This is a genomic window from Dyadobacter sp. CY327, from assembly GCF_021390415.1.
GTDB lineage: Bacteria > Bacteroidota > Bacteroidia > Cytophagales > Spirosomataceae > Dyadobacter > Dyadobacter chenhuakuii.
In genome coordinates, this window is record NZ_JAJUXJ010000007.1 from 1438218 (window position 1) to 1464146 (window position 25929).

17 protein-coding genes are annotated in these 25929 nt (G+C 49.0%); 3 read left to right on the forward strand and 14 right to left on the reverse strand.

The features are described from left to right. Positions 1–72: 72 nt before the first annotated feature. The 5 genes from LZG74_RS22330 to LZG74_RS22350 form a co-directional block, all read right to left on the reverse strand. A complete protein-coding gene (locus LZG74_RS22330; protein WP_233798706.1) occupies positions 73–3165 on the reverse strand; it encodes an efflux RND transporter permease subunit in 3093 nt (1030 codons plus the stop codon). A gap of 9 nt (positions 3166–3174) precedes the next feature. After that, on the reverse strand, positions 3175–4275 hold the full coding sequence (locus tag LZG74_RS22335) for an efflux RND transporter periplasmic adaptor subunit (protein WP_233798707.1): 1101 nt from the start codon (positions 4273–4275) through the stop codon (positions 3175–3177). A 38-nt stretch (positions 4276–4313) separates the two neighbouring features. Beyond that, a complete protein-coding gene (locus LZG74_RS22340; protein ID WP_233798708.1) occupies positions 4314–5612 on the reverse strand; it encodes a TolC family protein in 1299 nt (432 codons plus the stop codon). Between the two features lie 109 nt (positions 5613–5721). Continuing rightward, complete coding sequence (locus LZG74_RS22345; RefSeq protein ID WP_233798709.1) at positions 5722–7074, reverse strand: HAMP domain-containing sensor histidine kinase; 1353 nt, start codon at positions 7072–7074, stop codon at positions 5722–5724. Next, positions 7074–7751, reverse strand: a complete 678-nt coding sequence (locus tag LZG74_RS22350; RefSeq protein WP_233798710.1) for a response regulator transcription factor — start codon at positions 7749–7751, stop codon at positions 7074–7076. The genes LZG74_RS22345 and LZG74_RS22350 overlap by 1 nt, the downstream gene beginning before the upstream one ends. A 265-nt stretch (positions 7752–8016) precedes the next feature. Between LZG74_RS22350 and LZG74_RS22355 the strand changes: the two genes are divergently transcribed. After that, positions 8017–8535, forward strand: a complete 519-nt coding sequence (locus LZG74_RS22355; RefSeq protein WP_233798711.1) for a DUF4142 domain-containing protein — start codon at positions 8017–8019, stop codon at positions 8533–8535. Between the two features lie 125 nt (positions 8536–8660). Here the strand turns inward: LZG74_RS22355 and LZG74_RS22360 are convergent, their stop codons facing one another. The 7 genes from LZG74_RS22360 to LZG74_RS22390 are packed head-to-tail and all read right to left on the reverse strand — an operon-like array spanning position 8661 to position 21171. After that, complete coding sequence (locus tag LZG74_RS22360) at positions 8661–9821, reverse strand: exo-alpha-sialidase (protein WP_233798712.1); 1161 nt, start codon at positions 9819–9821, stop codon at positions 8661–8663. A 2-nt stretch (positions 9822–9823) separates the two neighbouring features. Next, complete coding sequence (locus LZG74_RS22365; protein WP_233798713.1) at positions 9824–11050, reverse strand: AGE family epimerase/isomerase; 1227 nt, start codon at positions 11048–11050, stop codon at positions 9824–9826. A 6-nt stretch (positions 11051–11056) separates the two neighbouring features. Continuing rightward, positions 11057–12589: a sialate O-acetylesterase gene (locus LZG74_RS22370; RefSeq protein WP_233798714.1), complete on the reverse strand. Its 1533-nt coding sequence runs from the start codon at positions 12587–12589 to the stop codon at positions 11057–11059. Further along, complete coding sequence (locus LZG74_RS22375) at positions 12586–15189, reverse strand: sodium:solute symporter family transporter (protein WP_233798715.1); 2604 nt, start codon at positions 15187–15189, stop codon at positions 12586–12588. The genes LZG74_RS22370 and LZG74_RS22375 overlap by 4 nt, the downstream gene beginning before the upstream one ends. A gap of 47 nt (positions 15190–15236) precedes the next feature. After that, the gene (locus LZG74_RS22380) at positions 15237–16178 is read right to left on the reverse strand and encodes a dihydrodipicolinate synthase family protein (protein WP_233798716.1); all 942 of its coding nucleotides are present in this window, start codon (positions 16176–16178) and stop codon (positions 15237–15239) included. A gap of 24 nt (positions 16179–16202) precedes the next feature. Beyond that, entirely contained in the window at positions 16203–17783 is a 1581-nt protein-coding gene (locus LZG74_RS22385; protein ID WP_233798717.1) for a RagB/SusD family nutrient uptake outer membrane protein, read from the reverse strand. 1 nt (position 17784) lies between these two features. After that, positions 17785–21171, reverse strand: coding sequence for a SusC/RagA family TonB-linked outer membrane protein (locus LZG74_RS22390; RefSeq protein WP_233798718.1), 3387 nt, complete (start codon positions 21169–21171; stop codon positions 17785–17787). Between the two features lie 153 nt (positions 21172–21324). On the opposite strand from LZG74_RS22390, the gene LZG74_RS22395 reads away from it, so the two are divergent. Next, positions 21325–22059 (forward strand): FadR/GntR family transcriptional regulator, encoded by a 735-nt coding sequence (locus LZG74_RS22395; RefSeq protein WP_233798719.1) that lies wholly within the window; start codon positions 21325–21327, stop codon positions 22057–22059. A gap of 158 nt (positions 22060–22217) precedes the next feature. Next, positions 22218–22898: a VTT domain-containing protein gene (locus LZG74_RS22400; protein ID WP_233798720.1), complete on the forward strand. Its 681-nt coding sequence runs from the start codon at positions 22218–22220 to the stop codon at positions 22896–22898. Positions 22899–22916: 18 nt separating this feature from the next. Here the strand turns inward: LZG74_RS22400 and LZG74_RS22405 are convergent, their stop codons facing one another. After that, entirely contained in the window at positions 22917–24650 is a 1734-nt protein-coding gene (locus LZG74_RS22405) for an ATP-binding protein (protein ID WP_233798721.1), read from the reverse strand. A 22-nt stretch (positions 24651–24672) separates the two neighbouring features. Next, positions 24673–25797 (reverse strand): universal stress protein, encoded by a 1125-nt coding sequence (locus LZG74_RS22410; RefSeq protein WP_233798722.1) that lies wholly within the window; start codon positions 25795–25797, stop codon positions 24673–24675. Positions 25798–25929: the final 132 nt, after the last annotated feature.

Here is a 25929-nt window from a genome sequence, read left to right on the forward strand (position 1 = left end):
TAAATTTACCCTCTCAAAAGAACAAGCTGATACATTCATACCTATGATATGAGCATTGCGCTAACGATTCTTCTAACCCTCCTCACTTTTTCGATAAGCCCAGTAGAAAACTTGCGGTAAAACGGTGAAAGACAAGAACATGCAGATCAGCAGTCCACCTACAATCATAATCGCCAGGGGTTTCTGAATTTCGGAGCCCATTCCGTTGGATAACGCTGCTGGCAAAAGTCCGAGTGAGCCCATTAAGGCGATCATGATCACGGGGCGAATCCTTCCATAAATGCCTTCGGAAATGGCCTGTTTCAATGGCAGCCGGTGGAGCAGGTTTTCCTTCATGACGTGCACCAGGATAATGCCGTCAATGGTGCAGACGCCGAAGAGAATGATGAAACCAATGCCCGCCGAAATCCCGAAAATGGTCCCGGTCATCCAGAGTGACAGAAAACCTCCTACGAATGCAAACGGAATGGTAATGAGCGAGATCATGGTGTCCTTCACATTGCCAAAATCCATGTATAACAAGAAGATAATCAGCACCAAAGCGGCCGGGATGATGACCGTGAGCTGCTGCGTGGCACGTTCCTTACTTTCAAATTCACCCGCCCAGACGACCTTTGTGTTCTTGGCAAAATTCACATTTTCCTTCACCACCTGCTGTGCCTCTGCAATGGTGCTGCCCAGGTCGCGGCCGTCGATGCTGAAACCGATGCCAATGTAACGGCTGCTGCCTTCGCGGTAAATGAATGCGGGGCCGGTTTTGGTTGTAATGCTGGCGATTTCTTTGAGCGGAACCTGATGATCATCGAGCGATGGGATGAGAATGTTGCCAATTTCTTCCTCGGTATTCCGGTATTTTTCCTGGTAACGAATGGTGATGTCAAACATGCGGTCACTTTCGTAAAAAACGGAAGCGGCTTTTCCTCCGATCGTCATTTCGATCACGGCCTGGGCGTCGGCCATAGACACGCCATGACGCGCCATGCGGGCTTCGTCGAGTTTGATAGCCAGCTCGGGAATGCCAATGTTGCGGTAAACGAGCACGTCGGTTACACCCTGCACCTTGTTCAGGTTTTCAGCCACCTGATCGGCCAGATTTTCCATGTTACCCAGATCCTCGCCGAAAATTTTGACAACCAGCGAGCTTTTAACACCCGCCACATATTCCTCCACATTATCCTGGATCGGCTGACTGAAACCGAGCGATACGCCCGGGAATGATGCCAGCACCTCCTTCATTTCACGCAGCAGATCTTCCTTATTCACAGCACGTTTCCATTCACTTTCCGGCTTCAACTGAATGTGAAATTCATTGTTAAAAAATCCAGTCGGATCGGTGCCGTCGTTGGGCCGGCCGGTTTGGCTCAATACAAACTTTACTTCATCAAATGAGCGCAATGTGTCGCGCAACGTCTGACCAGTTTTGACGGATTCGTTGAGGTTAATGCTGTTGGGCAATGTGGCTCGTACGTAGATCGCGCCTTCATTTAATTTTGGAATAAACTCCGTCCCATAAGTCATGAAACGGCCTACGCAAACCATAAATAAAATCACAAATGCGCCCATAACCAGCCGCTTGTTGCGCTCGCTCCATTGGTAAAGGCGGAAAATGTTGTTTCTGAAAAAATTGACAACCGGGTTGCTCACTTCCTTCACATTCCTCTTCAACAACACTTTACACATGGCCGGAACGAATGTAAGACTCAGAATCAGCGAGCCGATCAAGGCATAACCGAGGGTAAATGCGAGCGGTGTGAACATTTTACCTTCCACTTTCTGGAATGAAAAAATCGGCAGCAATGCGACGATGAGGATGATCTGGGCAAAGAAAATATGCGACGCAACGTTCTTCACGCTGCGCTTGATAAGCCCGAGTTTGGACATTTTATTAAACCGCTCCACCCCCAGCCTGAGCGACGATTTTTCGAGATCCACATAGATTTTCTCTACAATCACCATCGTCCCTTCGAGCAGCAATCCAAAGTCAATGGCACCGAGTGAGATCAGGTTAGCAGGCAAGCCCTGAATGCGCAGCATCGTGATCGCAAAAAGGAAAGAAAGCGGGATAACAAGCGCCACAGTAACGGTGGTGCGCCAGTTGAACAAGAACACAAACACAATCAGCGACACCAGCACAATGCCTTCCGCGAGATTATGCGTCACCGTGTTTACAGTTGCATCCACCAGTGCGGTCCGGTCGATAACGGGCACGATCTGCACGTCCGATGGCAGAATGCGGTTGTTCAGCTCGTCGATGGTTTTCTGCAATTTGCCGATCACCTCGCTCGGGTTTTCGCCCCGCAGCATCACCACAATGCCTTCCACCAGATCTTTATCCTCTCCCATCGCCACCTGCCCGAGCCGCGGCTTAGCCGTGATTTCCACTTCCGCAACTTGCTTCACGAGCACCGGCGTGGAGCCCTTCACATTGATCAGGATATTCTCAATGTCCTGTGTACTTTCCAGCAGCCCCATTCCGCGCACCACATAAGCCTGGTTTCCCTTCTGGATCACATCGCCGCCTACATTGATATTGCTTTTTTCGACGGCCTCGTACACGTCCAGCGGCGTCAGATTGTATTGCGCCAGCAATGCAGGGTTCACGCGCACTTCATAGATTTTTTCTTCCCCTCCAAAACTCGCAACCGTCGCCACGCCCGGCACGGCCACCATTTCACGCTCGATCACCCATTCCTGCAAGGCCGTAAGCTCCTTAATCGGACGGTCGCTTTTTAAAACATAGCGGAAAATTTCGCCCGTGGCACCATAGGGCGGCTCAATTTCAGCCTCCGCGCCTGTGGGCAAGTTAATGTTCCTCAGCCGCGTAGAGGCATATTGCTGCGCGTAAAAATCCTCCACATTATCCTCAAAAAGCACGGTTACCACCGATAATCCGAAGAGCGAAATGGAACGCACGTCCGTTTTTTTCGGGATCGTGTTCATTTCTTTCATCACGGGCAGCGTTACGAATTTTTCAATTTCCTCAGCGCTGCGTCCGGGCCATTGCACAATGATCCGAGCCCGCGTGTTGGTGACGTCGGGAAATGCTTCGATGGGCGTGTGGATGTAACTGACCACGCCCACCACGGCCAGAACGGCTGTCATAAAGAATATGATCATCGTATTTTTCAGCGAAAATGCGACGATGCTTTGTGTTAATTTTTGCATGATATCGGATTATTTTCTCGAAGCATTCATCGCTTCGGAAAAGAGGAGAAGTTGGTTGCCTATGACCACTTTTTCACCGGCGGCAATTCCGTTTTTGATAAATACGCGGTCGTTATCTTTCACATCCACGGTCACTTTACGCGGTTCCAATGTCTGGTCGGGCTTTTGGATCAGCAGGTAATTTTCGTTGTTATGGAAAATGAGCGCATTGGCGGGCAGGCCGATGGCTTTATCATTGAGGTGTTTCTTAATGACGGCTTCTATTGTCAGTCCCGGCTTAAATTTCATTTCCTTATTAGGCATCAGAATGCGGGCTTTGAGCACTCTTTCATTGGGATCAAAAACCTGCGAAATCTCCGAAACCACGCCATCGAAAGCTTCGTCGGGATAGGCTTTGGACTTGATAACGGCTTTCATTCCTTTTTGTACAAAAGGCAGATCGACGGCATAGACATTCGTCGTTACCCAGACGTCCGACAAGTTAGATATCGTGAACAGATCGGAGTCATTACCGCTGATCTGGGTGCCTGCTGAAATGTTATTTTCAACGACATAACCGCCGATCGGGGCTTTGATCTGAAAGATCCCTTTTTCAGAGCTCGCATTGTAAAATGATAAACTAGACTGCACCTTATCGATCTCCGCTTTTAAAATCGCGACCTCGCTTTGCGCTTCCAGTAAATCCTTTTCCGAACCTATGCGATCCGAAAACATGGATTCTACAACAGAGAGCTTTCTTTCCGCAACATTCAGTTGTGATTTCAACGTTTTGTTTTGCGCACTCAGCCCGGTCAGTTCGTTGCTGCGAAGCTCGGCAAGCACTTGTCCTTTTGCTACTTTATCGCCCAGCGAAAAATAAGTTTTGGTCACAATCCCGTTCACCAGGCTCGCATAGTGCACAACCTGATTGGGATTGTATTCGATCTGCCCATTAAGCCGGATCGATTGCGTCACGGGTTCTATTTGCACGGCGTAAGTTTCAACAGCTCTCACAGGAGCCGCATTGGTTTTAGGATTTTTCTCCAAAACCGTTTCCTGCTTTTCGTTGCAACCGGCCAATGTTAAGGTAAGCATAGTGAGTACCAGAAAGATTTTTGAATTGTGTAGCATGAGGAAGTTTGTTCTGAAATTGAATGTTCGCGGAATGCTTAATCGATGTCGCTGGCGGTCATGAATGAGAGCTCTTCCCGTTTGTCGAGCAACTGCTTGCGGGTGACCAGAATGGTGCGTTTATTGGCAATGTAGGCGTCGAAAAAGTCGAGATATTCGACCATATTGATCTGTCTTTTGAGGAAATATTGGGTATAAGTCCGGAAAACCTGATCGAGATCGGCGTCGTAGGAGCTTTCCAGGCTGCGGAATGCTTGCAGGCTTTTTTGCAGGTCACGGAATGTGCCTGTCACTTCCGCCTCGATTATTTTGTTCTTCTGCCCGGCTGCGATCCTGGCTTTGTCGATGCCAATCTTGCTATCCAGTATGGCTCCCTGGTTCCGGTTGAAAACAGGCACATCGACTTTTAATCCAAACCCGAAGAAATTGAGCAGAAAATTGCCGCCACGGTCATAATTCAAGCCCAATGTGAGATCAGGCTTGCGCCGGGCGTATTCATAATCATATTTTTTTTCAGACCATTTCTGTTCAAGAATGCTGATCTTGCCGTCGGGACGGTTGGAAAGTGCGGTTGTGATGAGTTGTTCGAGTGATAATTTGTTCAGCGAATCAAATGTTTGATTCGGATCCGCACCGGCGACCAGATATTTGCTCGCAGGAATGTTCAGCAGGATGCCCAGGTCCTTTTGCGCGGCATGCACTTCCCGCTGCGATTCGAGCATTTGCTGGTTCAGTTCAAGCCGCAATGCTTTGAGCCGGAACAGCTCCTGCTTGCCCAGATTTCCCTGCGCATATTGTCTTTCAAATGACGCCAGCAGCTGATCCAGTGCGCTTAACTGACCATTCAGGACGGATAAATAGGATTGTTGGAATGAAAGCTCGTAAAAGTTTTTGCGCAGCTGCGTTCGCAGTTCCCGCAGCAGCTCGCTGAAATATTCGATTGAAATGTCACGCGAAACGGTTTCTAATGCAATGCGTTTTCTACGTTTTCCACCCGTTTCGATAAGCTGGCTGAGCTCGGCAGTGAACTCGCGATTTTTGCCAAAATTCCCGATCAGCGGCGGGATCGTCTCACCTGACGAAAGCTGGTTCTGCGTCGCCCAAAGATTAACTTCGTCCAAACTGAATTCGGGATTAGGCCAGAGTTTCGCCTGGATGATCTGCGCCTCGGCTTGCTGAATGCTAAGCTTTTGCGCAACCAAATCCAGGTTATTGTTCAGAAACAAGGCTTCTGCCTGCTTTTGCGAAACGCGCAATGTGTCCTCGGCAGCATAGGACGCTTTCGGAAAAATAATGGTGATAAAAAGGAGGATTACCAATGCAATGTGTGCCTTCACTACGAACGGGTTTGTTAAAAGCACAAAATTACCCGCGCAACATTAGACGCTTCTTTGAGCAACATTAAACCTGCATGAGGCCAACATTAAATCTAAATGAGAAAATTTCTTAGAAAAGCAGACTGATAACCGTTCCCTCTTCTCGCTCCGACCGAATATCCATATCAATGTGATGAATGTCCAGAATTTTCTTCGAGATGGCCATTCCAAGCCCGCTACCACTGGTTTTACTTACATTCTGACCCCGGAAAAATGGCTCGGCAATGTGCAAAAGGTCCTCCTTACTGATCCCTATGCCCCTATCCCGGATTTGCAAATGCAGCTTTGCATTTCTTTCACTGACAGTTATCTCAACCGGCTTGCCATCCGAAAACTTGGCAGCATTTTCAATCAGGTTATACAAAGCAATGTAAAGCTGCGTGTGGACACAGTTAAAAAGGAGCAATTCCTGCTTGTCCTCGGAAAGGTTCCATTGCAGATTAATCCTGGTGGATGGATATTCCTTCGCAAGCTGGTCGAGGACTTCCCATAGGATCTCGTCCATACGTTCCCGGCTGTTTTTCATCGGTCCGGATTGTTCCAAACCAGCGAGTACGAGCAGATTTTGAAGGATTTTTTCGAGCCGTTCGGCATCTTTCAGCACTTGCTGGTTCACGTCTTTATACTCTATAATTTTTCTGTCCTTATGCAAAAGCACTTCCAGGTTCCCGACAATGGAAGCGAGCGGACTTTTCAATTCATGGGAGGCATGGCTGATGAAATTCTTCTGAATCTGCACACTTTGGTAAACCTTTTCGAGCATGGAATTGAATTCCTTGAAAAGATCTTCGAGCTCATCTTTTGTATCGGGATAGGTAAGCTGATGCCGTTTTCTGGTCATATCAATCGTTTTGACCTGTCCTATAATGTGCCGAACAGGCTCATATGCCAGCCTCGAAAGCGTATAACTCACTGCAACGATCACCACCAGACCAATCACCAATGCAATCCCGAGAATGTTAATCAGTTCCCATTCCTGCGCCTGCAATGTGGGATTATGGGCCTTGATAATGATGCTGAATGAACCCTGATTATCCCTGTAGTAAATGGCATAGTAAAAAGCATCGCCCACTTTGAAGTTGTAGCGGCTGTTGGATCGGATCGTTTTCAGGATTTTAATCGTAATGTTGGTGTCGGGATCGGCTTTGCCGTAATGGATCTTGCCGGTCTTGTCATACAGACGGATCTCCTGATTGGCGCTTGCATTCAGGAATTTTTCTTCAATCCGCTGATATTCCCGCGTGCTTAATTCGTCTTCTTCAAGGTAAAATGAAGCCGTCAGATTCGCCGTCCGCGCGAGTTCAGCGAAGAAAATATTCTCTGCTGATTTTGTAAAACTAATATAAATGAGCGCCGAGGCAACCGTGAAAACGAGCCCGAAGACGAGTGAGGAATTGAGGGTAAGCTTGTGCTGTATTTTCATCAATGGCAGGAAATCATGTAGCCGCGGCCTTTCACGGTCTTAATGAGCTTTTCAGGAAACGGATTATCGATTTTGGTCCGCAAATAGGAAATGTAAACATCCACAACATTTGTGAATGTGTCTGTATTCGTATTCCAAACAACATTCAATATCTGCGTGCGCGTCACAATGCGGTTTTTGTTTTCAAGCAAAAAAACGAGCAGCTTAAATTCTTTCGCCGAAAGCACGATTTCCAGTTTTCCACGCTCAATCGTGTTAGCATCCACATTGACGGACAAACCACCGCATTCGATCACTCTGTCTTTGGAATAGTGCAGCTCATAACGTCGCCTGAGCGCTTTGATTCGGGATAAGAGTTCGGGAAAGTGCAGCGGCTTTACGAGATAGTCGTCCGCGCCGATATCCAGTGCCTTGATCTTATCCTCGGCTTGGCCAAGTGCGCTGAGCATCAAAACCGGTGTATCAATTTTTTTGTAACGAATGAACTGGGTAAGCTGTAATCCATCGATATCGGGCAACATTACATCCAAAATAAACAGATCCCAGGGATCGGCCTGGATCATGTCCCGGGCCTCGTAACCATCGCTTGCAACCTGCACATGGTTTCCTTCTTCCTGCAAACCTTTTTGCAAGAAGTGGCTAATCCTGACATCGTCTTCTACTATGAGTATTTTCATCGCTATTGTTTCAAAACCACGGGCATTCCCAACAAAAGAATGTCAGGAAAACAGGTTTGGTTCTGATTCAACCGCGAAACGCCGCATTATAATAAGATTCTAATCAGGGCCCGGACTACACGCTGCGAAAAAATAAATGGCTGCATGTTTGCTGGGATACGCGCTTCTGGAACAGTTTTTTAAAGCCGGGGCGCGAAATCGCAATGCTACATATGCGATGTTAACTAACGTTCATTTATTATTTATCAATTCATCAAAACTACGTATGAAAAAGCGCGTACTTTTTTGTTTAATGGCGGCTCTTGGGTCCGCAGTCATTTCTTGTACAGACCACGAAGGGGTTGGTATGGTTGCCGAAGCCGACAGACAGTTCATGATCAAGGCTGCCGATGGGAATATGTTTGAAATCAAAGCCGGTGAAATGGCTTCAATGAAAGCAGTTGTCGATTCTGTGAGAGAATATGGCCATCATATGGTCATGGACCACGGTAAGGCCAGCGACGAATTAAAAGCGCTTGCTGCCAAAAAAATGGTGGATCTGCCCATGATGCTTTCAGAGGCAAAACAGAAGAAATTGGATAGCCTGGCTTCCCTGAACGGAATGGCTTTTGATTCCACCTACATGATGATGATGGTTGTTTCCCACGTAGAAACAATCGATCTCTTCAAAACAGAGATTATTTTAGGCCAGGATGAGGAGACAAAATCCTTCGCGAGCGGCAAGCTGCCCACGCTTCACCACCATCTTGAAAAAGCAGAAAAGCTTAAAGACTGGCTTTGGTAAAAATCAATGCTAATGTAAGGTCTTGACAGCCATTTGTTTGCAAAATAAAAAATTCACCATCATTGATGCTGTATTTCCTGCCAGGGTTAACAGCATTAATGATGGTTATCAGAACTGCAAGGATTTTAATATTCCAGTTTAATGTCTTTGAAAACAATGGACTTGTAGCCATCGAGTTCATATAGGACCCCTACACTTTTCTTCCCCGTCTGCACCAGATCCGAATAGGCGGTGTAATCCCTTTCGCCGTTTTTGCTTTTGTCTACCAGATATTGCTTCGTCCAGGTTTTTCCATCGTCAAAACTGATCCTTAATGTGAGATTGTCACGGTTTTTGGTGTCGGCTGCGTTGGAGAATGCGAGGATGTTTTGTTTTTTGTTTTTGCCAATGGTGAGAATGCTTCCTTCGCAAACGGGATCGGGCAGTTTGTGGTCAAAATAGGTGGTATCCCATTTCACGCCGCCATCGCTGCTGATCGCCACAATGCGCGCACGCACATCGCCCTGCTGATTTCTTGCATTGAACATCACCCTTCCACCCGAAATTTCTGCCGCCGTAGCTTCGTTGGAGCCTTCAAAAGAAATGGTTTCGCTGAGCTTGAATGTCTTGCCGTGATCATCGCTGTAAAAGCCATGCGCCTGATAATCTGCACTTTTTGGCTTTGGATCGCCCGCTGAATGGTTGGCGGCAATGTAAATCCTTCCCTTATATGGGCCTTCGGTAAGTTGCATGCCGTGACCGGGCGTGTTGGCGTAGCTTCTCCAGTCTTCACTGAAATTATAAGCCGCATTCAAATCCGGCATTTTAGGTTTGTGAACCTGCGTAGTAATATTCACAGGTTCGGTCCAGGTTGCGCCCGCGTCTGTGGAAGTTATATACCAGACTTCACGCAGTCCTTTGCCCTTGCGGACTTCGCCTTCGTGGTTATTGCCTGTATTGAAAAATAAAAACAGCCGCCCTTTCGGAAAAACCGGATCGCTCAGATCGAACACCGGAGCCGGATTTCCGGCTTGCAGCTTGTCATAACCCGCCACCACTTGTGAAAGTGACCAGGTTTTGCCTTTGTCTTTGCTGCGTTTCATCACAATGTCGATGTCACCAAAATCGCCACTTCCGGCCACGCGGCCTTCGGCAAATGCGAGCAAGTCACCATTCGGCGCACGAACAATGGCGGGAATCCTGAATGACTTGTAACCTTCTGCACCCGACACGAAAACGGGCGTCTGCGCGTGAACGGCAAGTTGACAAATCAATAATGCAATGAGGGTAAGTTTTATGATTTTCATTTTCAAAAGTTCTGTTTTTCTGTTTCCAAAATGTTTGTCTCCGCGCTCTGTCCAACCAATTGCTGCGTTAGCTGCGCGCAATACCATTCCTGTCGCGGCAGGTGGAACGGGCCTTTGAACAAATTACCTTTGGCCGTCTGCGCTACGCTTCCGTCGCGGTGCAGGTAACCAAACCATTCGCCTTGCTCCTGGTCGTGGAAATGGGTGTAGGCCCAATCGTGCACCAAGGTGTGCCATTTCGCGTATTTTTTATCCTGTGTAAGCGTATAAGCCAGCAGCGTGGCGATAATTACTTCATTATGAGGCCACCAGAACTTCATATCCTGCCAGTATTCCTGCACCGGCCTGCCATACACATCCCTGAAATAATAGATGCCTCCAAACTCCTTATCCCATCCCCGCTCCCACATATAATCGAGCATTTTACAGCCCAGCGCGATCAGGCGCGGATCATTATTGCGGTATTTGGCTTCGTGTAAAATAAACCATGCTCCTTCGATCGCGTGGCCAGGATTGAGCGTGCGGCCATCGATATGGTCGATAATGCTGCCATCCGGCGCCACTTGCTCCATCACACATTGAATGTCGTCTTTGACAAAATCCCTTTCTATTTCTTCAATAAACTGGTCGATCAAGGCATCACAACGCGGATCGCCAATGGTTTCGCGGAGTTGCTGGGCAGTGTTCATCAGGATCATCGGCACACCGATTCCCTTGGCCGGGCGCCTGGATGTGAACTTCGGTTCGAGCAGTCCCGGGGTGGTCGCATATTCAATGCATTTGCCAAAGAGAATGCGCGCTTTTTCAGCAGCTTCCTGGTCGCCGCTGGCTTTTGCGTAGGCTGCATGGGCAATGACGGCGAATGTTTCGGAGAAGAAATAGCGGCGTTTGCGGATGGGCTCACCGTTGCGCGTCATGTGGAAAAACATGCGTCCGTCGGTGTCAAAACAATGTTTATTTAAAAAATCAATGCCCGATTTCGCACCTTCCAGCCATTCCTGCCTCGGCTCCACGGTGTTATATAGAGTCGCCAACAGCCATGCCGTGCGGCCCTGGATCCAGACGGCCTTGTCGTCGTCGATCAATGTTCCGTCGTGATCACGCATTAAGAGATATCCGCCAAACTCCTCATCCAGCGACCTCGGGAACCAGAACGGCAACGTGTCGTTCAGCAGCTGATTTTTGTAAAAATCCCCCAGGTTTTCCAGTTCTGATTTTGTGTAATGCATTGCTTTTTATTTTACTGCTATTGAAAAAGTCGAAGCAGGCAAACCCGCCTCATTATAAAGATTTGCACGTGTAAATGGCTGATAGGCGTATAAAACAGTCCTGATCCGCTCGCCAGCAGGAACATGAATGATCACTTCGTCACCTTCAATTCTGGCATTGGCCACGAGTCGTTTGCCGCTCTCGGTTACCAATTCAAAGCCGGTCAGCGGTGCATTTTTTTTGGATAAAAGCTTCTGTCTTGGAAGAGCTTTGTTATGATCTAATGTTGTTTTTTCAATTAAAAACTGAATCCGGATCGCTCCGTTCTTTAAACTGGCTTTTTCAGGAACCGGACCATTGGCCATAACTGACTTTTGATAATGATCCCGAAGCGCCAGCAATGCCAGCCGCTCCCCTACTTCCTTTTTACGGGTCGGATGCACATTTAATGAGTCACCAAAGTCGTAGCTGACCGCCATGCCGGAATTTGGAATTTTAGTCAGCAGCCTTCGTTGCGAATCCCGGAATTCGGGCCAGTCAGGCCGTTCTATGCTGGATAATTGGACATAATAAAATGGAAATGCATCATTCCACTTTTCGCGCCAGCTTTTCACCAGCATCGTAAAAAGCTGCTCGTGCAGCGGCACATTGAACACATTGCTTTCGCCCTGATACCAGATCACGCCCGTAATCGGGAAACCGGTGAGCGGCGCGATGCCTGCCTGGAAACTGTAACCGGGCTGGTAAGGGTGCTTTTGATCTTTGGATCGGGCATTAGTAATGTTTTTGGCAGCGCGTTCGCGGCACCAGTCCATAACCAGGTCGGAATGCGACCAGTCACCGAACATGCCGGCGAATTGCGGATCTTTTTCCAAAAGTGCGCGGTCGATCCAGGATTCCGTCGGAGAGCCGCCCAATGCGACCTGGATGAGGCCGATGGGCACATTGGTTTCCTTTTTTATTTGTTTACCAAAATAATAAGCGATCGCTGAAAACGAGGCCGCGGACGCTTTATCGGGCGATTTCCATTTGCCTGAGAAAAATTCATATCTATTTACCTTCTTCAATGATGCGGAATCCCAGGCTACGTCACCCGTCGAAACAGCGCGCGCCATTTTCAGCAATCGCATATCCGGATCTAACGGACCCGCCTGCAATTCGTCGGGTCCGGTTTGCGCATCCCGCAATGCAAAGTCCATGTTCGACTGTCCAGAACACAGCCACACATCCCCGATCAGCACATCATTAACATTGATTTTCTGCTCATTAGCCGCAACGGAAATTACATACGGACCACCCTCTTTCGCAGCCGGAAAAACCACATCCCATTTCCCGGATTGATCTGCTTTTGCCCGCATTGTCTGATCCAGAAACTGAACTGTAACATTGCTCCCGCTTGCCGCCTTTCCATAGATTTTAACAGGCTTATTTCTTTGCAAAACCATGTGATCCGAGAAAACCGGGGCCAATGTAAGCTTGCTATTCACGCCATTTTGGGCTTTGGAAAAATCAAAAGCGAGCACATTCAGCAGCAGCAAAAACAGGAATCTGACCATCATTCGTACATTGTTAACCCCTTTAAATCACGATCTGCGGGCATCATTAAACTAAATAAATAACCGAAAACGACGCAGCTTACCAGGCCTGTGAAGGCGTACATCAGCAAATGAACGCTGGTGTAATGCTGGATCAGGATCTGCGTGAAGCAGCTGATCGCCATACCGATCATCACACCGTTTCCACTGGCTTTTTTGGTGAAAATGCCGAGAATAAATGCGCCTCCGATACAGCCTGTGAACAAGCCAAGAATGGTGTTAAACTTATCCCAAAGCGAAGAAACGCCCTTATGCGCCATGTAGAGCGCGATGCAGGTTACGAAAATGCCGAGTAACAATGTTGTGGTTCTGGCAAAGAACAGCGTTTGTTTCGGTGTGACTTCAGGTTTGACTTTTTGGTAAAAATCGGTGGTCAGCAATGTGGCCGTGGAGTTCATGCTCGCCTCTGTGCTGCTCATCGCTGCGGCAAAAATGCCTGCAATGAGCAACCCCGACAATCCTGCCGGAAGCTGGCTCACGATATACCACGGAAATATGTTGTCCTGATCACTCAAAGCCATATTAACCTCCTGCGGATGCTCGCGGAAAAACAAAAACAGCAAAGTCCCGATCGAGAAGAAAACCAATGTCGAAGGCAATGTGAGCCACGCGCCGAGTTTCAGACTTTTGATCGATTCTTTTTCGGATTTGGTCGTCAGGTAACGTTGTACGGTGGTTTGGTCTGTCCCGTAAGTCAGTAAGTTGATAGCCAGCCCGCCGATAACCACCACCCAGAATGTGGGTTCGGTGAAATCGAAACGGAAATCGAAGACCTTTAATTTATCGGCGTTGTCCAATGCCTTGAAGCCTGCATTCCAGTCGGTGATGTGAAACGGCAGGTAAAACAGACAAAACAACGCACCGGTCGCCAGGATCAGAACCTGGATCACTTCCACCCATATCACGGCTTCGATGCCGCCTTTGACGGTAAAGAAAATGCTGATCGCCCCGATCATGATAATGCAGATGTTGATGTCGATGCCTGTTACCAACGTGAGCGCAATGCTCGGAAGCAGCACCACGATGCCCATCCGGCCGATTTGGAGCAGCACGTAAAGTGAGGACGCCATCACGCGCGAACCGTAATTGAAGCGCTTACCCAGGTATTCATATGCCGACGTCACGTGCAGCCTTCTGTAAAAAGGGATGAAATAACGGGCCACCAGCGGCATCACCATAATGATCGTCATAAGCAGGAAAAAGTACGTCCAGTCGGTCCCGTACGTTTTCGCTGGAATGCCCATGAATGTGATCGCACTGAGTTTCGCCCCGAAAATGCTGATGCCCGCAGCCCATTGCGGAATGCGCTCGCCGCCTTTGAAATAGTCGTCGGTGTTGCTGGTCTTGCCGGTAAAAAGGAATCGTCCGGCCGTCATCAACAGGAAACAAATGCCCAAAACGGCCGAGTCGATCCAGGAAAAGAATGGCTTATGCTGAATGCTGCCTTTGGTAATGATGGGTGTGCGCGTGCCGGGGCGGATTTCGCCGCTGGGGATGAAAATGTCGTTGTCCCATTTCCCGGCAGTGGTCGTGACATGCGCCGGGCCGGGCAGCGCGTCGAGGGTTGTCCAGGCGTTGGTAATGGTGTTGTATAAATAAATGTCTTTGCTGAAACCTGCATGGGAAGTCAGCAGCGCTACTTTTTCAGTTTGCAGTTTTTGTTTCAATGCTGCGGTTTCCGCTTTTGCAATCTGTGCATTGAATGTTTCGATCTGGTGAAACACATTGCCTTTGTCCCCGCCGATGAGCAGGATGTAGGAAGCGCCGCTGGCCACGCCCGTCCCCGCCGACCAGGTGGCAACCTGCTTTCCATCACTGATATCGGCCAGTTTCCGCCACGTTTTTTTGGCCGGATCATACGTAAAATTGCTGCTATGCAAATCACTGATCCCACTCGCCGTCGCGCTTCTTCCGCCCAGCACATACACTTGCGGCTGCTTGCCATTGTGCTGCGTCACCACCACCGAATGCGACATGGCAACCGGCAATGCAGGCAGGATTTCCCACTTCGGCGCAGCATCCGAGAGGTTTAATGCAAAAAACTGGCTGGACGGCTTGCCATTATTTTCCCCGCCTGCCACATAAATGACGTTACCAATGCTGGTCGCGCCGGCATTGGCCAGCGCAACCGGCATATCCGGTAAGGGTTTAGAAATTATTTCTTTTTTTACAGCATTCCACTGCATTAAAAATGCCTTGTTGCTCACGTCATTCTCCTGCTCTCCGCCGAGACAAACAATGCCGTCCGCGACAGAAACGCTAGCTCCGTAAGCCGTTTTAACGGGCAAATGAGCTGTGTTGGCAGCGATCCATTCGTATACATCCTGCTTTTTCTGCAAGACATAAATCTCATCACGGTACACCTTTTTGCCGCCTTCCCAGGGCATACCATTGGGAAAATTAGCGCCGCCGCCCACGATGAGCACACCATTGTGCACGCCAGTGAATGCACCGGCTACGCCCAGCTGTTTTTGGCCGTCGGATGCGGGCGGCAGGTTGGTTAATTCCGTCCACACGATCTCATTCGCCTTTTGATCCTGGGCATGCAGGGTTGGTGACCACATAAAATGTAAGCAAAGTAGAAAACAGAGAAAAGGAATCTGGCGCTGCATCAATGAGTGGTTTTGGCCATCGCCTGGCCTGATTTAAATGTATCAAAATCCAGCGCGGCAACGTCCGATTGGAATGCGTCAAACTGCGCCTCGCTCATGTTTTTTACCGGCAGGCGAAATGTACCACAATCCATCCCAACAACCTTCATATAAGCCTTACCAACGGAAATCCCACCGTATTTGCCCAAAAGGCGGATCATATCAATCGACTGCTGCTGCAACGCGCCCGCTTTGGCCATATCATTTTGTTCAAATGCCTCGATCAGCGCATGATACAGTGGCGCGGCATAGTTGAATGTGCTCCCTACTGCACCTTTCGCGCCGACAGCCAGCGCAGAAAGCATATTTTCATCACGTCCCCAGAGCATATCATATTTGCCGTTCTGAAAATTCAGGCAAGATTGAAAATCCATAAAATCTTCATGCGTATACTTGATGCCCGCAAAATTCGGAATTCGCCCGTCAATGGCTTTCAGCAAATCGAACATGGCAAAACCGACGCCGGTCAGCACCGGAATGTGGTAATAGTAGAAGGGCATGTCCGGCACGCGCTCGGCAATGGCGATAATGCATTCCGCCAGCATTTCCACATTGGCGGGTTTGAAATAAAACGGGCTCGTGAATGAAACCGCGTCCAATCCAATTTCCTGGGCATGTTTGGCCAGCTCAATGCAATCGGCAAGGCAGGTTCCGCCCAGCAGCGGCATAATGGTGAAATCATTGTCGTCACCGGCGCAATCTGCCCACGCCTCGGCCACCTGCTTTTTCTCGGAAACGGTCATGGAAACGCCTTCACCCGTGGAGCCGCAGATGAATGCGCCTTTGATGCCGTTTTGTTTTAAAAATTGATAATAAGCCTGGATCAAATCCAGGTTAAGGCTGCCGTCGGCGCGCATGGGTGTAAACGGAGCGGCAATGAGGCCTTTCAAATGTAAATTCATAATATATTAGTGAAAATCTGATGCTTAATTAGGTCTTGCAGTGGTGTAACCCGGCGTCTGCGCCACAAGCGGATCGTTGGTCCAGATGGCCGCCTCGATAGGCCACAAAATCCGGTACGCCTGGGTGGTTTTGTCCAAGACTCCGTAAGGTTGGTTTGTGCTCTTAAATATAAGAGGTTCAGCGCCATACTTCATCCGGCGCAGGTCGTACCAGCGCTTTCCTTCGTGTACAAATTCTTTGGTACGCTCCTCGAAAATTGCCAGCTCGTTGGCATCTTTCCCTGCATTCTTAAATGGCTTCGGATCTTTCGCAGGCGCAAACGCGCGGTCACGCACGGGCTGAATGAATTGTGTGGGATCGCCGCCCTCTGCATTCGTGATTTCGGCCAGCATTAGGAGACGATCTGCTTCGCGGTAAACGGGCCAGTCGTCGGAAAAATAGCGCTTGTTGGCATCAATTGTTCCCAGGAATTTGACCAATGCTGTATTTTTGATCGTGGTCACATTGGGTTTCACGTCTGTATTTACTTTGTAATAATCGTAAAAAGTCGCGTTGCGCCTGCTGTCGGCCACATCATAAGATTGGAAAAGCTCGAACGTGTAAGCATACCGCTGGATCACCTGCTGCGAATTAGGCGCGGCGAGTACGAGCGGGTCCACGAGGAAATTTCCTACGCCTGCGCTCACCGTCGAGTCTTTATAATGCAGCCCGTTGAAGTTGAAAGTCGAGTAAGTGTAAGCCGCTACGCCGCTCATTTCAGCCTCGCCCACCCGGAAACGGATCGCGAAGATGATCTCGTTGTTATTTTTTTGATTATAGGCGAATACATTGGCAAAATTTGGAAGTAATGCCGCGCCGGTCACTGCATTCAATGCTGTTTTGGCTTCCGCCAGATCGGCCGTTGCGCCATACACTTTGGCAGACCACAGAAAAACCTCTCCTTTCAGCATCAAAGCTGCATTGGGCGACCATTGACTTTTATCAGTAACCGCAGCCTGCACGCCAAAAAGCGAGATCGACTTGTTCACATCCGCCTTCACCGCCGCCAGCACATCCGCCTCGGCTGCGCGTGCTTTCCGTAAAATCACCGCATCGGTGGTCCCATTCAAAACATCCGCTTCCAGCACAAGCGGCACGCCGCCGTAAGTTCTAAGCAAGTGGAAGTAATAGTAAGCGCGCATGGCATAAGCCTGGCCCAACAGGTAACTTTTGCGCGTTTCGGACAGGAATGTGATGGCTTCTACTTTTTGTATAAATAAGTTGAGCTGCAAAATAGGCCCGTAGAATCCGGCCCAGTTGTTCACGCCTGAGGACGTTTCTTCAAGCCGCTGTTCGATCACGGGCAACTCGTTCAGGGACGTCGCCTGGCGGTCGACCGTGCTGTAATTTCCACCGCGCATTTCGCCCAGGCGCAGAAACTGAAACTGATTATCACGGAATTGCTTGTGCAAACCCACCATAAAATTGCTTACCTGCGACTCGTTCTGCCAAAAGTTGCTGTCCCCGAAATAATCCTGCGGAACGAGTTCAAGCGCATCCTGGCAGGAGCTGCCCAGCACCGAAAGCAGTGCCCAGCAGATGTAAATTCTGATTTTTTTCATCATGTCAAAAAGTGAAGTTGGCTCCGAGAATAAGGGTTGTAGGAATAGTATAAGCGCTGTTTTGCGAGCCGGTGCGCTCGGGCAGGCTCAGCATTTTGTTGGTCACATAGCCCAGGTTCTGGCCCGTCGCGGTGAATGTTAACCCAGCAATTTTAGCCCGCTGCAACAGCGATGAGGGAACAGTGTAGCTCAGGGAAACTTCGCGGAATGCGAGGTAAGACGAGTTCACCCAGAACATGCTGCTCGGCCGGTCGAAATTCTTGGAATTCAGCTGATCAGCCCAGGTGTAGCGCGGATATTTTGCATCCGGGTTGTCGGGCGTCCAGGTTTCTTTTACCATTTCGGTTGCATTGAATTCGCCCTGGAAGCTGCCCAGCGACCACATTTGCTGGAAATCCATTTGTTTGTGTCCCAGTGCAAAGTCCATCCGCGCGAAAAGCGAGAGGTTTTTCCAGCGGATCGTCGTGTTGAAACCGCCCGTCCATCTTGGAATCGTCCGGCCCAGTGAAACCATGTCCCGCGTATCAATCGTGTCGTTCTGATCCAGATCTTTCCACATCATATCGCCCAATTGCGTCGAAATGTAAGTGGCCCTGTTCAGATTTTTAGAATTGATCAATGCATTGCTTGCCACCCGTTTTCCGGCCGACGCGCCATATTGCACTTCGCCGGCGGCGATGTCTATTTTGTTGTATTTGTCAAGATCTTCGCCCGTGCGGATGATGCCGTCGCTCAAGTAACCAAAGATTTCACCCGGCTCCTGCCCTTCCTGCAAGCCGCCCGCCCAGATCACATTGCCTGACCGCGGATCGTAAATGCGCTGCCCGCCCTGGCGGTTATTGGCATTGCCATTGAAAGGCAATTTCAGCACCAGATTCTTGTTATAAGCCGCATTCGCTCCGATCTGCACAGTGAAATCCTGTTTTTGGACCGCCTTGAAAATTCCTTCCAGCTCCACGCCGCGGTTGCGCATGCTTCCGTTATTGGTACGAATGCTCGTCACGCCTGCGGATGTCGGCAGCAATACGCTGGCAATTTTGTCCGTAGTCACGCGGTTGTAAACGGCAAGGTTGGTTGTAATGCGGTTATTGAAAAATCCCATTTCCACGCCCGCTTCCACCGTATTGCTCTTCTCCCATTTCAGGTTCGGATTGGCTACGCCGGTTTGCAAAAATCCAATGCTGCCATTATAGGGAATTTGCGAACTATAAGCACCCTGCAACTCATAAACGCCGATTCCGTTGTTGGTACCAATGCCGATGTTGCCATTTTTTCCATAACTCGCACGCAGTTTCAGGAAAGAAAGCCATTGCTGGGTAGAGGCCATAAATTCCTCCTTATGCACAAGCCACCCCGCGGAGAATGCCGGGAACGTGCCAAATTGATTATCGCCAATCAGCCTCGAATAACCATCACGTCTAACTGTAAACGAAGCCAGATATTTGCCGTCGTAATCATAATTCAATCTGGCAAAACCCGAGATAATGCGTTCCTGGGTATGGTAGGAATCGATGCTGCGCGTGTTGGCGTCGTTGATCGTCAGGCCGAGATCCTGAAAATCGTCTGTGGGCGCCAGTCTGCCTGCTGCAGAGAAACCTCGCGTGGCTTCGTCGTAATATTCAAATCCGGCCATGGCGTCGATGTAGCTTTTGCCGAGGAATGATTTCTTATAGTTCAAAATGGCATTGTAAGTCTGACGGATGGTGCGGTCGAAGCCTGCGGATGAAGCCCTGTCCCTGTTCCAGCCTGTGTTCGGATTAGTCGCGCTCATGATCCCGATCCGGAAGTCGCGGTTGAAGGATTCGGCTTCGGCCTCGTCGTACATTAATATCCCGCCCACACGCAAAAACAAGTCATCGCTGAAATCAACTTTAAATGCTTGCCCGAGCGTGAATTTGTCGGACTGGTTTCTTCTTTTGTACTTGTCCAGGTTCAGGCTGGGATTGCCGTCGTTGGCATCGCGACCGAGGATCAGCTCTCCGTTAGCATTCGTCCCGCGCATCGTAGGTGGCGCGGAAAGCATTCTGCCCCAGTAGTTTGCCTCGCCGTTTTGCAGCGACTGGTCCCGCCAGTTAGCACGTGCAAATGCCAGACTACTCTCCGATTTCAGCCAGCTTTTGATCTTGTAATCACCATTCAATGTAAAGGTTAACCGGCGATAGAATGTGCCCAGCGAAAGTCCGTCTTCATTGTAATATCCCAAATTGGCATAGTAACCGCCTTTTTCATTTCCTCCATTCATCCCAACGTTATAATCCTGAGAAATAGCGGGCGATTTGAATGCATAATCACCGTAATTGAAGCCTTTATAGATCAGATCCGCATTCGTCCCGTTGGGATCGTAAGCGCCTGCTTCACTGGTTTTAATAGGGTCTTTCATCGTTTTCCAGCCGTCGTTTGCACTCAGCAATTCGCGGTTCTGGTCGGTGAGACGCATCGTGCTCCATATCGCGCGGGAATCGTAGTTTCCGTCCAGAATGTTGCCATTTGCATCTTTATATAAGTTGCCTGTGCCGCGCGGACCAACGCCGCTGAGCAGTGATGAAGTGGTAACGCCGTTCTTAATGGCTTCCACCACGCCCATCCGCGTCCATTTAATGTAATCTTCCGCGTTGAGATAGTCGTAAGGCACATTCAGGAAGTTGATCCCGGTTTTGGATTTAAATGTAATAGAAGAAGAACCGGCCTTCCCTCTTTTGGAAGTGATCAGCACAACACCGTTGCTGGCGCGCGCTCCGTAAATAGCTGTGGCAGAAGCATCTTTCAACACTTCCATGCTCTCAATGTCATCCGGGTTAATGTCGCTCAGCGAGCCGCGCACCTGTCCATCCACTACGATAAGCGGACTTCCGCTGCCGTCGAAATTGGTCCCGCCGCGCAACGTGATGGTTGCTACTGAGCCGGGTCGGCCCGTTGCCGTCGATACGCGCACACCGGCAATGGTCCCGGCAAGCGCCTGGGCCGGATTGGACCGCATACCCGTTTCCAAAACCTTGGCGTCCAGCTTGGCAATGGACGAAGTGATCTTGGTCCGACTGGCTGATCCATAACCGGTTACCACGACTTCATTCAACGAGGAAACATCCGGTTTAAGAACTATATCCAGCGTTGGAGCCGCGCCAGCGGGCACTTCCTGGATCACGTAACCCACCATTCTGAACTGCACCACATCGCCGCCGCTCACCTGGATCGAATAGTCGCCGTCCACCGAAGTTTCTGTGGCAACGCTTTTTCCTTTGAGCAAAACCGTGACGTTCGGAAGCGGTTGCTTGTCGTCCTCGGAAATTACCTTGCCGGTGAGTAACCTTCCCGACTGCGCTTGCAGAGCCATTGCCAGGCAAACCCCGGCAAGGCTCAAAAGCACTTTTAGGCGCGTAATGTTGAATTTCATAAAAGATTAAGTTTTAGGATTTGTATTATGTATGACATAATAAAGGTAGAGGGTTAACGGTGTTGATTCCAAGCATCTTGTGAAAATTATTTTTTATGATGGTAAATTGATAATAAAAAAATCCACTTGCGGATTGGAAGAAAACCCGCACATTTGTCATACATAATACGCCTTACGCTTCAAATGGACGACATTTTTCACAACATCAAGAGCATTGACACCAGCTCGCTGGTAGACAAAGTTGAGAGTAACCTGATTGCTTTATTTATTGAAAAGAATTTCAAAGTGGGCGACTCCATCCCCAAAGAATTGGAATTGGCGCAGTCGCTCGGGGTAAGCCGGACGGTGGTGCGGGAGGCCATGCTGCGCTTGCGGCTGATGGGATTGGTGGAATCCAAAAAGCACCGCGGCGCTGTGATCACCAGCCCCGACCTGGTTTCGATTTTGGAAAAAAGCATGAACCCGAAGATCCTGGATGGCAATACATTGAAAGAGATCTTTGAAATGCGCCTGTCGCTGGAAATCGGGATGGCTGACTTTATTATGGAGCGCGTTACGCCCGATGATATCGCTGCTTTGAAAGTTCTAGTGGAAAACGAGCCCTCATCCTCCGACCGGATGCTTTTCCAGATCGAGCATGAGATCGCATTTCATGGAAAACTCTATGAGATCACGCGCAATGAGACCATGAAAAAATTCCAGCGGTTGCTTTTACCCGTGTTCGATTATGTGCACAAAAGCGGTTTGCTGCGCAAATATTCATCGAATGCAAATTTCGTCTCGCACAAAGGATTGGTGGAAATCATTGAAAACGGGAATTCCGAGCAGTTGCGCAACGCCATGCGGAGCCATTTGGAAAATCATTTTGCACGGCTTTTTATGAAGTAAGGCTCATTAACAATGCGAACATGGCTAATCATTTGATCCAACATTAGGTTAATCACCATTATACCTGTAATTTTACAACTGCAAAAATAAAAATGCGGCGTTTTGATGATGCCAGCATCTATTTTGGTTTTTGAAGTCAAGTTTAAATTACATTCACAGTGGAGGTTTTTGACCAATTCATCGACCTGTTTGTTCACCTGGACAAGCATCTCGGACAAATCATTCAGGACTACGGGGCATGGGCCTATGTCATTCTTTTTATGATTATTTTTATTGAAACCGGTGTTGTTTTCATGCCTTTTTTGCCGGGTGACTCGTTGCTTTTTGCAGCTGGCATGATGGCGGCCAAGTATCCGGAATCCCTGAATATATGGCTGGTTGTGATTTTGCTCCTGATAGCAGCAATACTGGGAGACACCTGCAATTATCTGTTTGGCAGATATTTTGGACATAAAGTACTGGGAATCAAATTCATGGGAACCACGCTGATCAAACCCGAGCATCTTGCGCGAACGCAGGGATTTTATGAGAAATATGGCCCTTCAACGATCATCATTGCCCGGTTTGTGCCCATAGTCAGGACGCTGGCCCCGTTTGTAGCGGGTATTGCCACAATGAATTATAGCGTGTTTTTCAAATTCAACATTATCGGAGCCATCCTATGGGTAGTAAGTCTAACGATCGGTGGCTACTTTCTTGGAAATATCCCGATGGTGAGAGACAATTTTGAAAAAGTGGTTTTAGCCATCATTGCATTATCGGTGTTGCCGATCGTATGGCAGTTCGTTAAGGCAAAATTCGTTTCCTCCGAGGTGCCAAAAGCGTCTGAATCTATTTAACAGGTCGCATCTAAGCAATCAGGCGCTGGCAAGCTCAAAGTAAAAACTGCTGCCCATCCCGATTTCGCTTGTTACGCCAATGCTGCCGCCCTGCGCCTCGATGAACTCTTTACTGATCGCCAGCCCGAGGCCGCTGCCGCTTTTTGAGCTGCCGGGAACTTGAAAATAGCGGTCGAAAATTTTGGTCCGGTAACGGCTGTCGATGCCTTTACCCTCATCCCGAACCAGGAATTTGACGCCTTGCTGTGTGGGTGTGAGTTGGATGTGAATTTTGCTGTCTTCCTGTGAATAACGGACTGCGTTAGTCAAGAAATTGATTAGTACCCAGGCCGTTTTTTCCATATCCGCCTTTACGTCGGCGAGCTGATGTTCTGCCTGCACCACGAGCTCGATGCGTTTTTGCTCAATCGGTGTTTTGACAGCATCCATGGCGTATTTCAGGATTGCATACGGGCTGCTCGACTGGATGTTCAACTGAATATTCCCCGTTTCAACCTGCGACATATTCAGCAGCTCGCCGGTGATTTTCAGCAGCCGGTTGCTGTCTTCTTTAATGCTGGACATCAATTGTTTTTGCTCCTCGTTCAGATCCCCGGTATGCTGGCTTTCCAGCAGTTGCAGGCTCATTTTGATGGAAGCGATGGGTGTTTTCAGTTCGTGGGAAACGGTGGCGATGAAATTGGTTTTGGCAAAATCAAGCTCTTTGAAAGGCGTAATGTTCTTCAATAGGATCACCTGACCGATGAATTTTTTCAGTCGCTCACCCGTCGGAACAATCGTGATATCGACGATTTCTTTTTCAAAATAACTTTCTTTGTTGTCTGCATAAATTTTCAGCGACGGCATTGCGGCGTTCGCGCTATTGGCATGCAGCCCTTCTTTTTCCTCGATCAACGCACGGATCAGATCATTCTGCTCTGCCAGCTCAATGGCCGATTTTCCCAATAAATCACTCACGGCAATGCCGGTAATCTTGACGGCTTCTTCATTGGCAAACAGCACCTTTTTGTTTTCATCCAGACCGATAACCGGCTCGTGCATATTGTTGATAAGGGCTTCAATGCGCTTCTTTTCCACCAGGATCTGCGAAAGATTGCTGTTATCATATTCTTCGAGTTTCTCGGCCATCGTATTAAATGAACTCGCCAGCTCTCCAAACTCATCCTTACCCGAAAAATGCAGCCGCTCGGCATAATTCTTCGCCGCAATTGCGCGGATACTTTCCGTCAGCTCGCGGATCGGGTTGCCAACATTACCCGGCAAATTGACCAGCAGGGTCAAAGCGATCAGAAAGCAAACGGTTCCCGTCAGCGCGATCCAGATAAACGCCGAATGCACCGTATCCAGCGCCTTGTCACTCTTCGCCCGGATCGCTTCCATGTTAATGCGCGTCAGCTCAGCCAGATCATTTCTGATCAGGACCGGCATTTGTGGGTTATTCAAATCTTTTTTCAGAGAATCATAATGACCCGCAATTTTATTGGTCACCTCCCCTTCTCCCGGCTCGGTCACATTCGACCGCTGTTCTTTCAGGTTTTGCTCAAATCTGGCTCCTGCTTCGGGGCCCTGGTGGATCTGATCGAGGGCCAGGAACATGCTGCGACTGTAATCCAGCGTCTTATAGTTGTCCTGCAAGATGTTTTCAGTGTCTTCTTTGAGCGTATAAATGTAGCCCGCGGCAATCACGGACAATGCCAGGATCATCAGAAACAGCACGCCCAGTCCGAGTCGCAGTTTGGTTTTTATTTTCATAGAAAAAGGCGAAGTGGTTACGCTAAGACAAGATAACCAGGTCGATATCAGAAGATGAAAGTTTTTTCAAAAGATTATTAAAAACGTTGGTTGCCAGGATCACCCGCAGCAGGTTTATATGCGGCTTACCCAGACAAATCGTAGTAATTTCACGCTGCTCGGCAACCTGTATAATTGCCTCAGACACATTGGTATCCTGGACCCGGATGATCTCCGCGCCCATTTCGGTGGCCAGTTTGAAATTATTGATCAAATGCCGCTGCTTGTCCAATGCAATCTTGTCCTGGCTTTCGTTCGGGGTCTGCACGTAAAGGACAAACCATTTGCTGTTATAATAGCTGGCCAGCCGCGCCGTTTTGCGGATCACATGCCGGGCCGTGCTTTCGTTGCTGCTGATACAGGCCAGAAATTTCTCCCTTTTCGAGGCAACCAGCTTGGGAATTTCCGTTTCCACCTTACGCTCCACCTGGCTCGCCACTTCTTTCAATGCAAGCTCGCGGAGTTGCAGGATATGGTCGGGTTTGAAAAAGTTATTAAGTGCTGTCTGGATTTTTTCAGGCTTGTAAATTTTACCCTCTTTCAGTCGCGTAATGAGCTCGTCGGCGGTTAAATCAATGTTGACAACCTCGTCCGCTGCGCCAAGCACGCTGTCCGGAATCCGCTCTTTCACCTCCACGCCCGTAATGCCTTTTACTTCTTCATTCAACGATTCAATGTGTTGAATGTTCACTGCGCTGATGACATTGATGCCTGCTTCGAGGATTTCGAGCACGTCCTGCCAGCGCTTGTCATTTTTGCTGCCTTCAATGTTGGTATGCGCCAGCTCGTCCACCACCACAACCTCCGGCCTGAGGCCAATCACGGCTTGCACATCGAGCTCGTCGAGTTCTTTTCCTTTGTAAAAAAGTTTGCGGCGCGGGATCACCGGCAGTCCGTCGAGCAGATCGTGCGTTTCTTTCCGGTTATGCGTTTCAATATAGCCGATTTTGACATCGATGCCATTGCGCAGCAGGGCGTGCGCTTCCTGCAACATCCTGAATGTCTTGCCAACACCAGCACTCATGCCAATGTAAATCTTGAATTTTCCACGCCTCGATTTTTTGATCAGATCGAGAAAATGCTGCGCGCTGGGGTTGGTTTCGGACATTGGGTTTAGGTGTAGGGTTGATTTTGTTTTGAAATTGAATATTCAGTGAATGATGCCAGTGTTATTGTCAGCCTGAGCGGACCGGTCCGCCGGGCAGTCGAAGGCGCGCTACTTCTTGGTAACGTGCCTTCG

Coding starts and splice junctions, on each gene's coding strand:
- LZG74_RS22330 (WP_233798706.1), bottom strand. CDS start 3,165: ATGCAAAAATTAACACAAAGCATCGTCGCATTTTCGCTGAAAAATACG.
- LZG74_RS22335 (WP_233798707.1), bottom strand. CDS start 4,275: ATGCTACACAATTCAAAAATCTTTCTGGTACTCACTATGCTTACCTTA.
- LZG74_RS22345 (WP_233798709.1), bottom strand. CDS start 7,074: ATGAAAATACAGCACAAGCTTACCCTCAATTCCTCACTCGTCTTCGGG.
- LZG74_RS22350 (WP_233798710.1), bottom strand. CDS start 7,751: ATGAAAATACTCATAGTAGAAGACGATGTCAGGATTAGCCACTTCTTG.
- LZG74_RS22355 (WP_233798711.1), top strand. CDS start 8,017: ATGAAAAAGCGCGTACTTTTTTGTTTAATGGCGGCTCTTGGGTCCGCA.
- LZG74_RS22360 (WP_233798712.1), bottom strand. CDS start 9,821: ATGAAAATCATAAAACTTACCCTCATTGCATTATTGATTTGTCAACTT.
- LZG74_RS22365 (WP_233798713.1), bottom strand. CDS start 11,050: ATGCATTACACAAAATCAGAACTGGAAAACCTGGGGGATTTTTACAAA.
- LZG74_RS22370 (WP_233798714.1), bottom strand. CDS start 12,589: ATGATGGTCAGATTCCTGTTTTTGCTGCTGCTGAATGTGCTCGCTTTT.
- LZG74_RS22375 (WP_233798715.1), bottom strand. CDS start 15,189: ATGTGGTCACCAACCCTGCATGCCCAGGATCAAAAGGCGAATGAGATC.
- LZG74_RS22380 (WP_233798716.1), bottom strand. CDS start 16,178: ATGAATTTACATTTGAAAGGCCTCATTGCCGCTCCGTTTACACCCATG.
- LZG74_RS22385 (WP_233798717.1), bottom strand. CDS start 17,783: ATGATGAAAAAAATCAGAATTTACATCTGCTGGGCACTGCTTTCGGTG.
- LZG74_RS22390 (WP_233798718.1), bottom strand. CDS start 21,171: ATGAAATTCAACATTACGCGCCTAAAAGTGCTTTTGAGCCTTGCCGGG.
- LZG74_RS22405 (WP_233798721.1), bottom strand. CDS start 24,650: ATGAAAATAAAAACCAAACTGCGACTCGGACTGGGCGTGCTGTTTCTG.
- LZG74_RS22410 (WP_233798722.1), bottom strand. CDS start 25,797: ATGTCCGAAACCAACCCCAGCGCGCAGCATTTTCTCGATCTGATCAAA.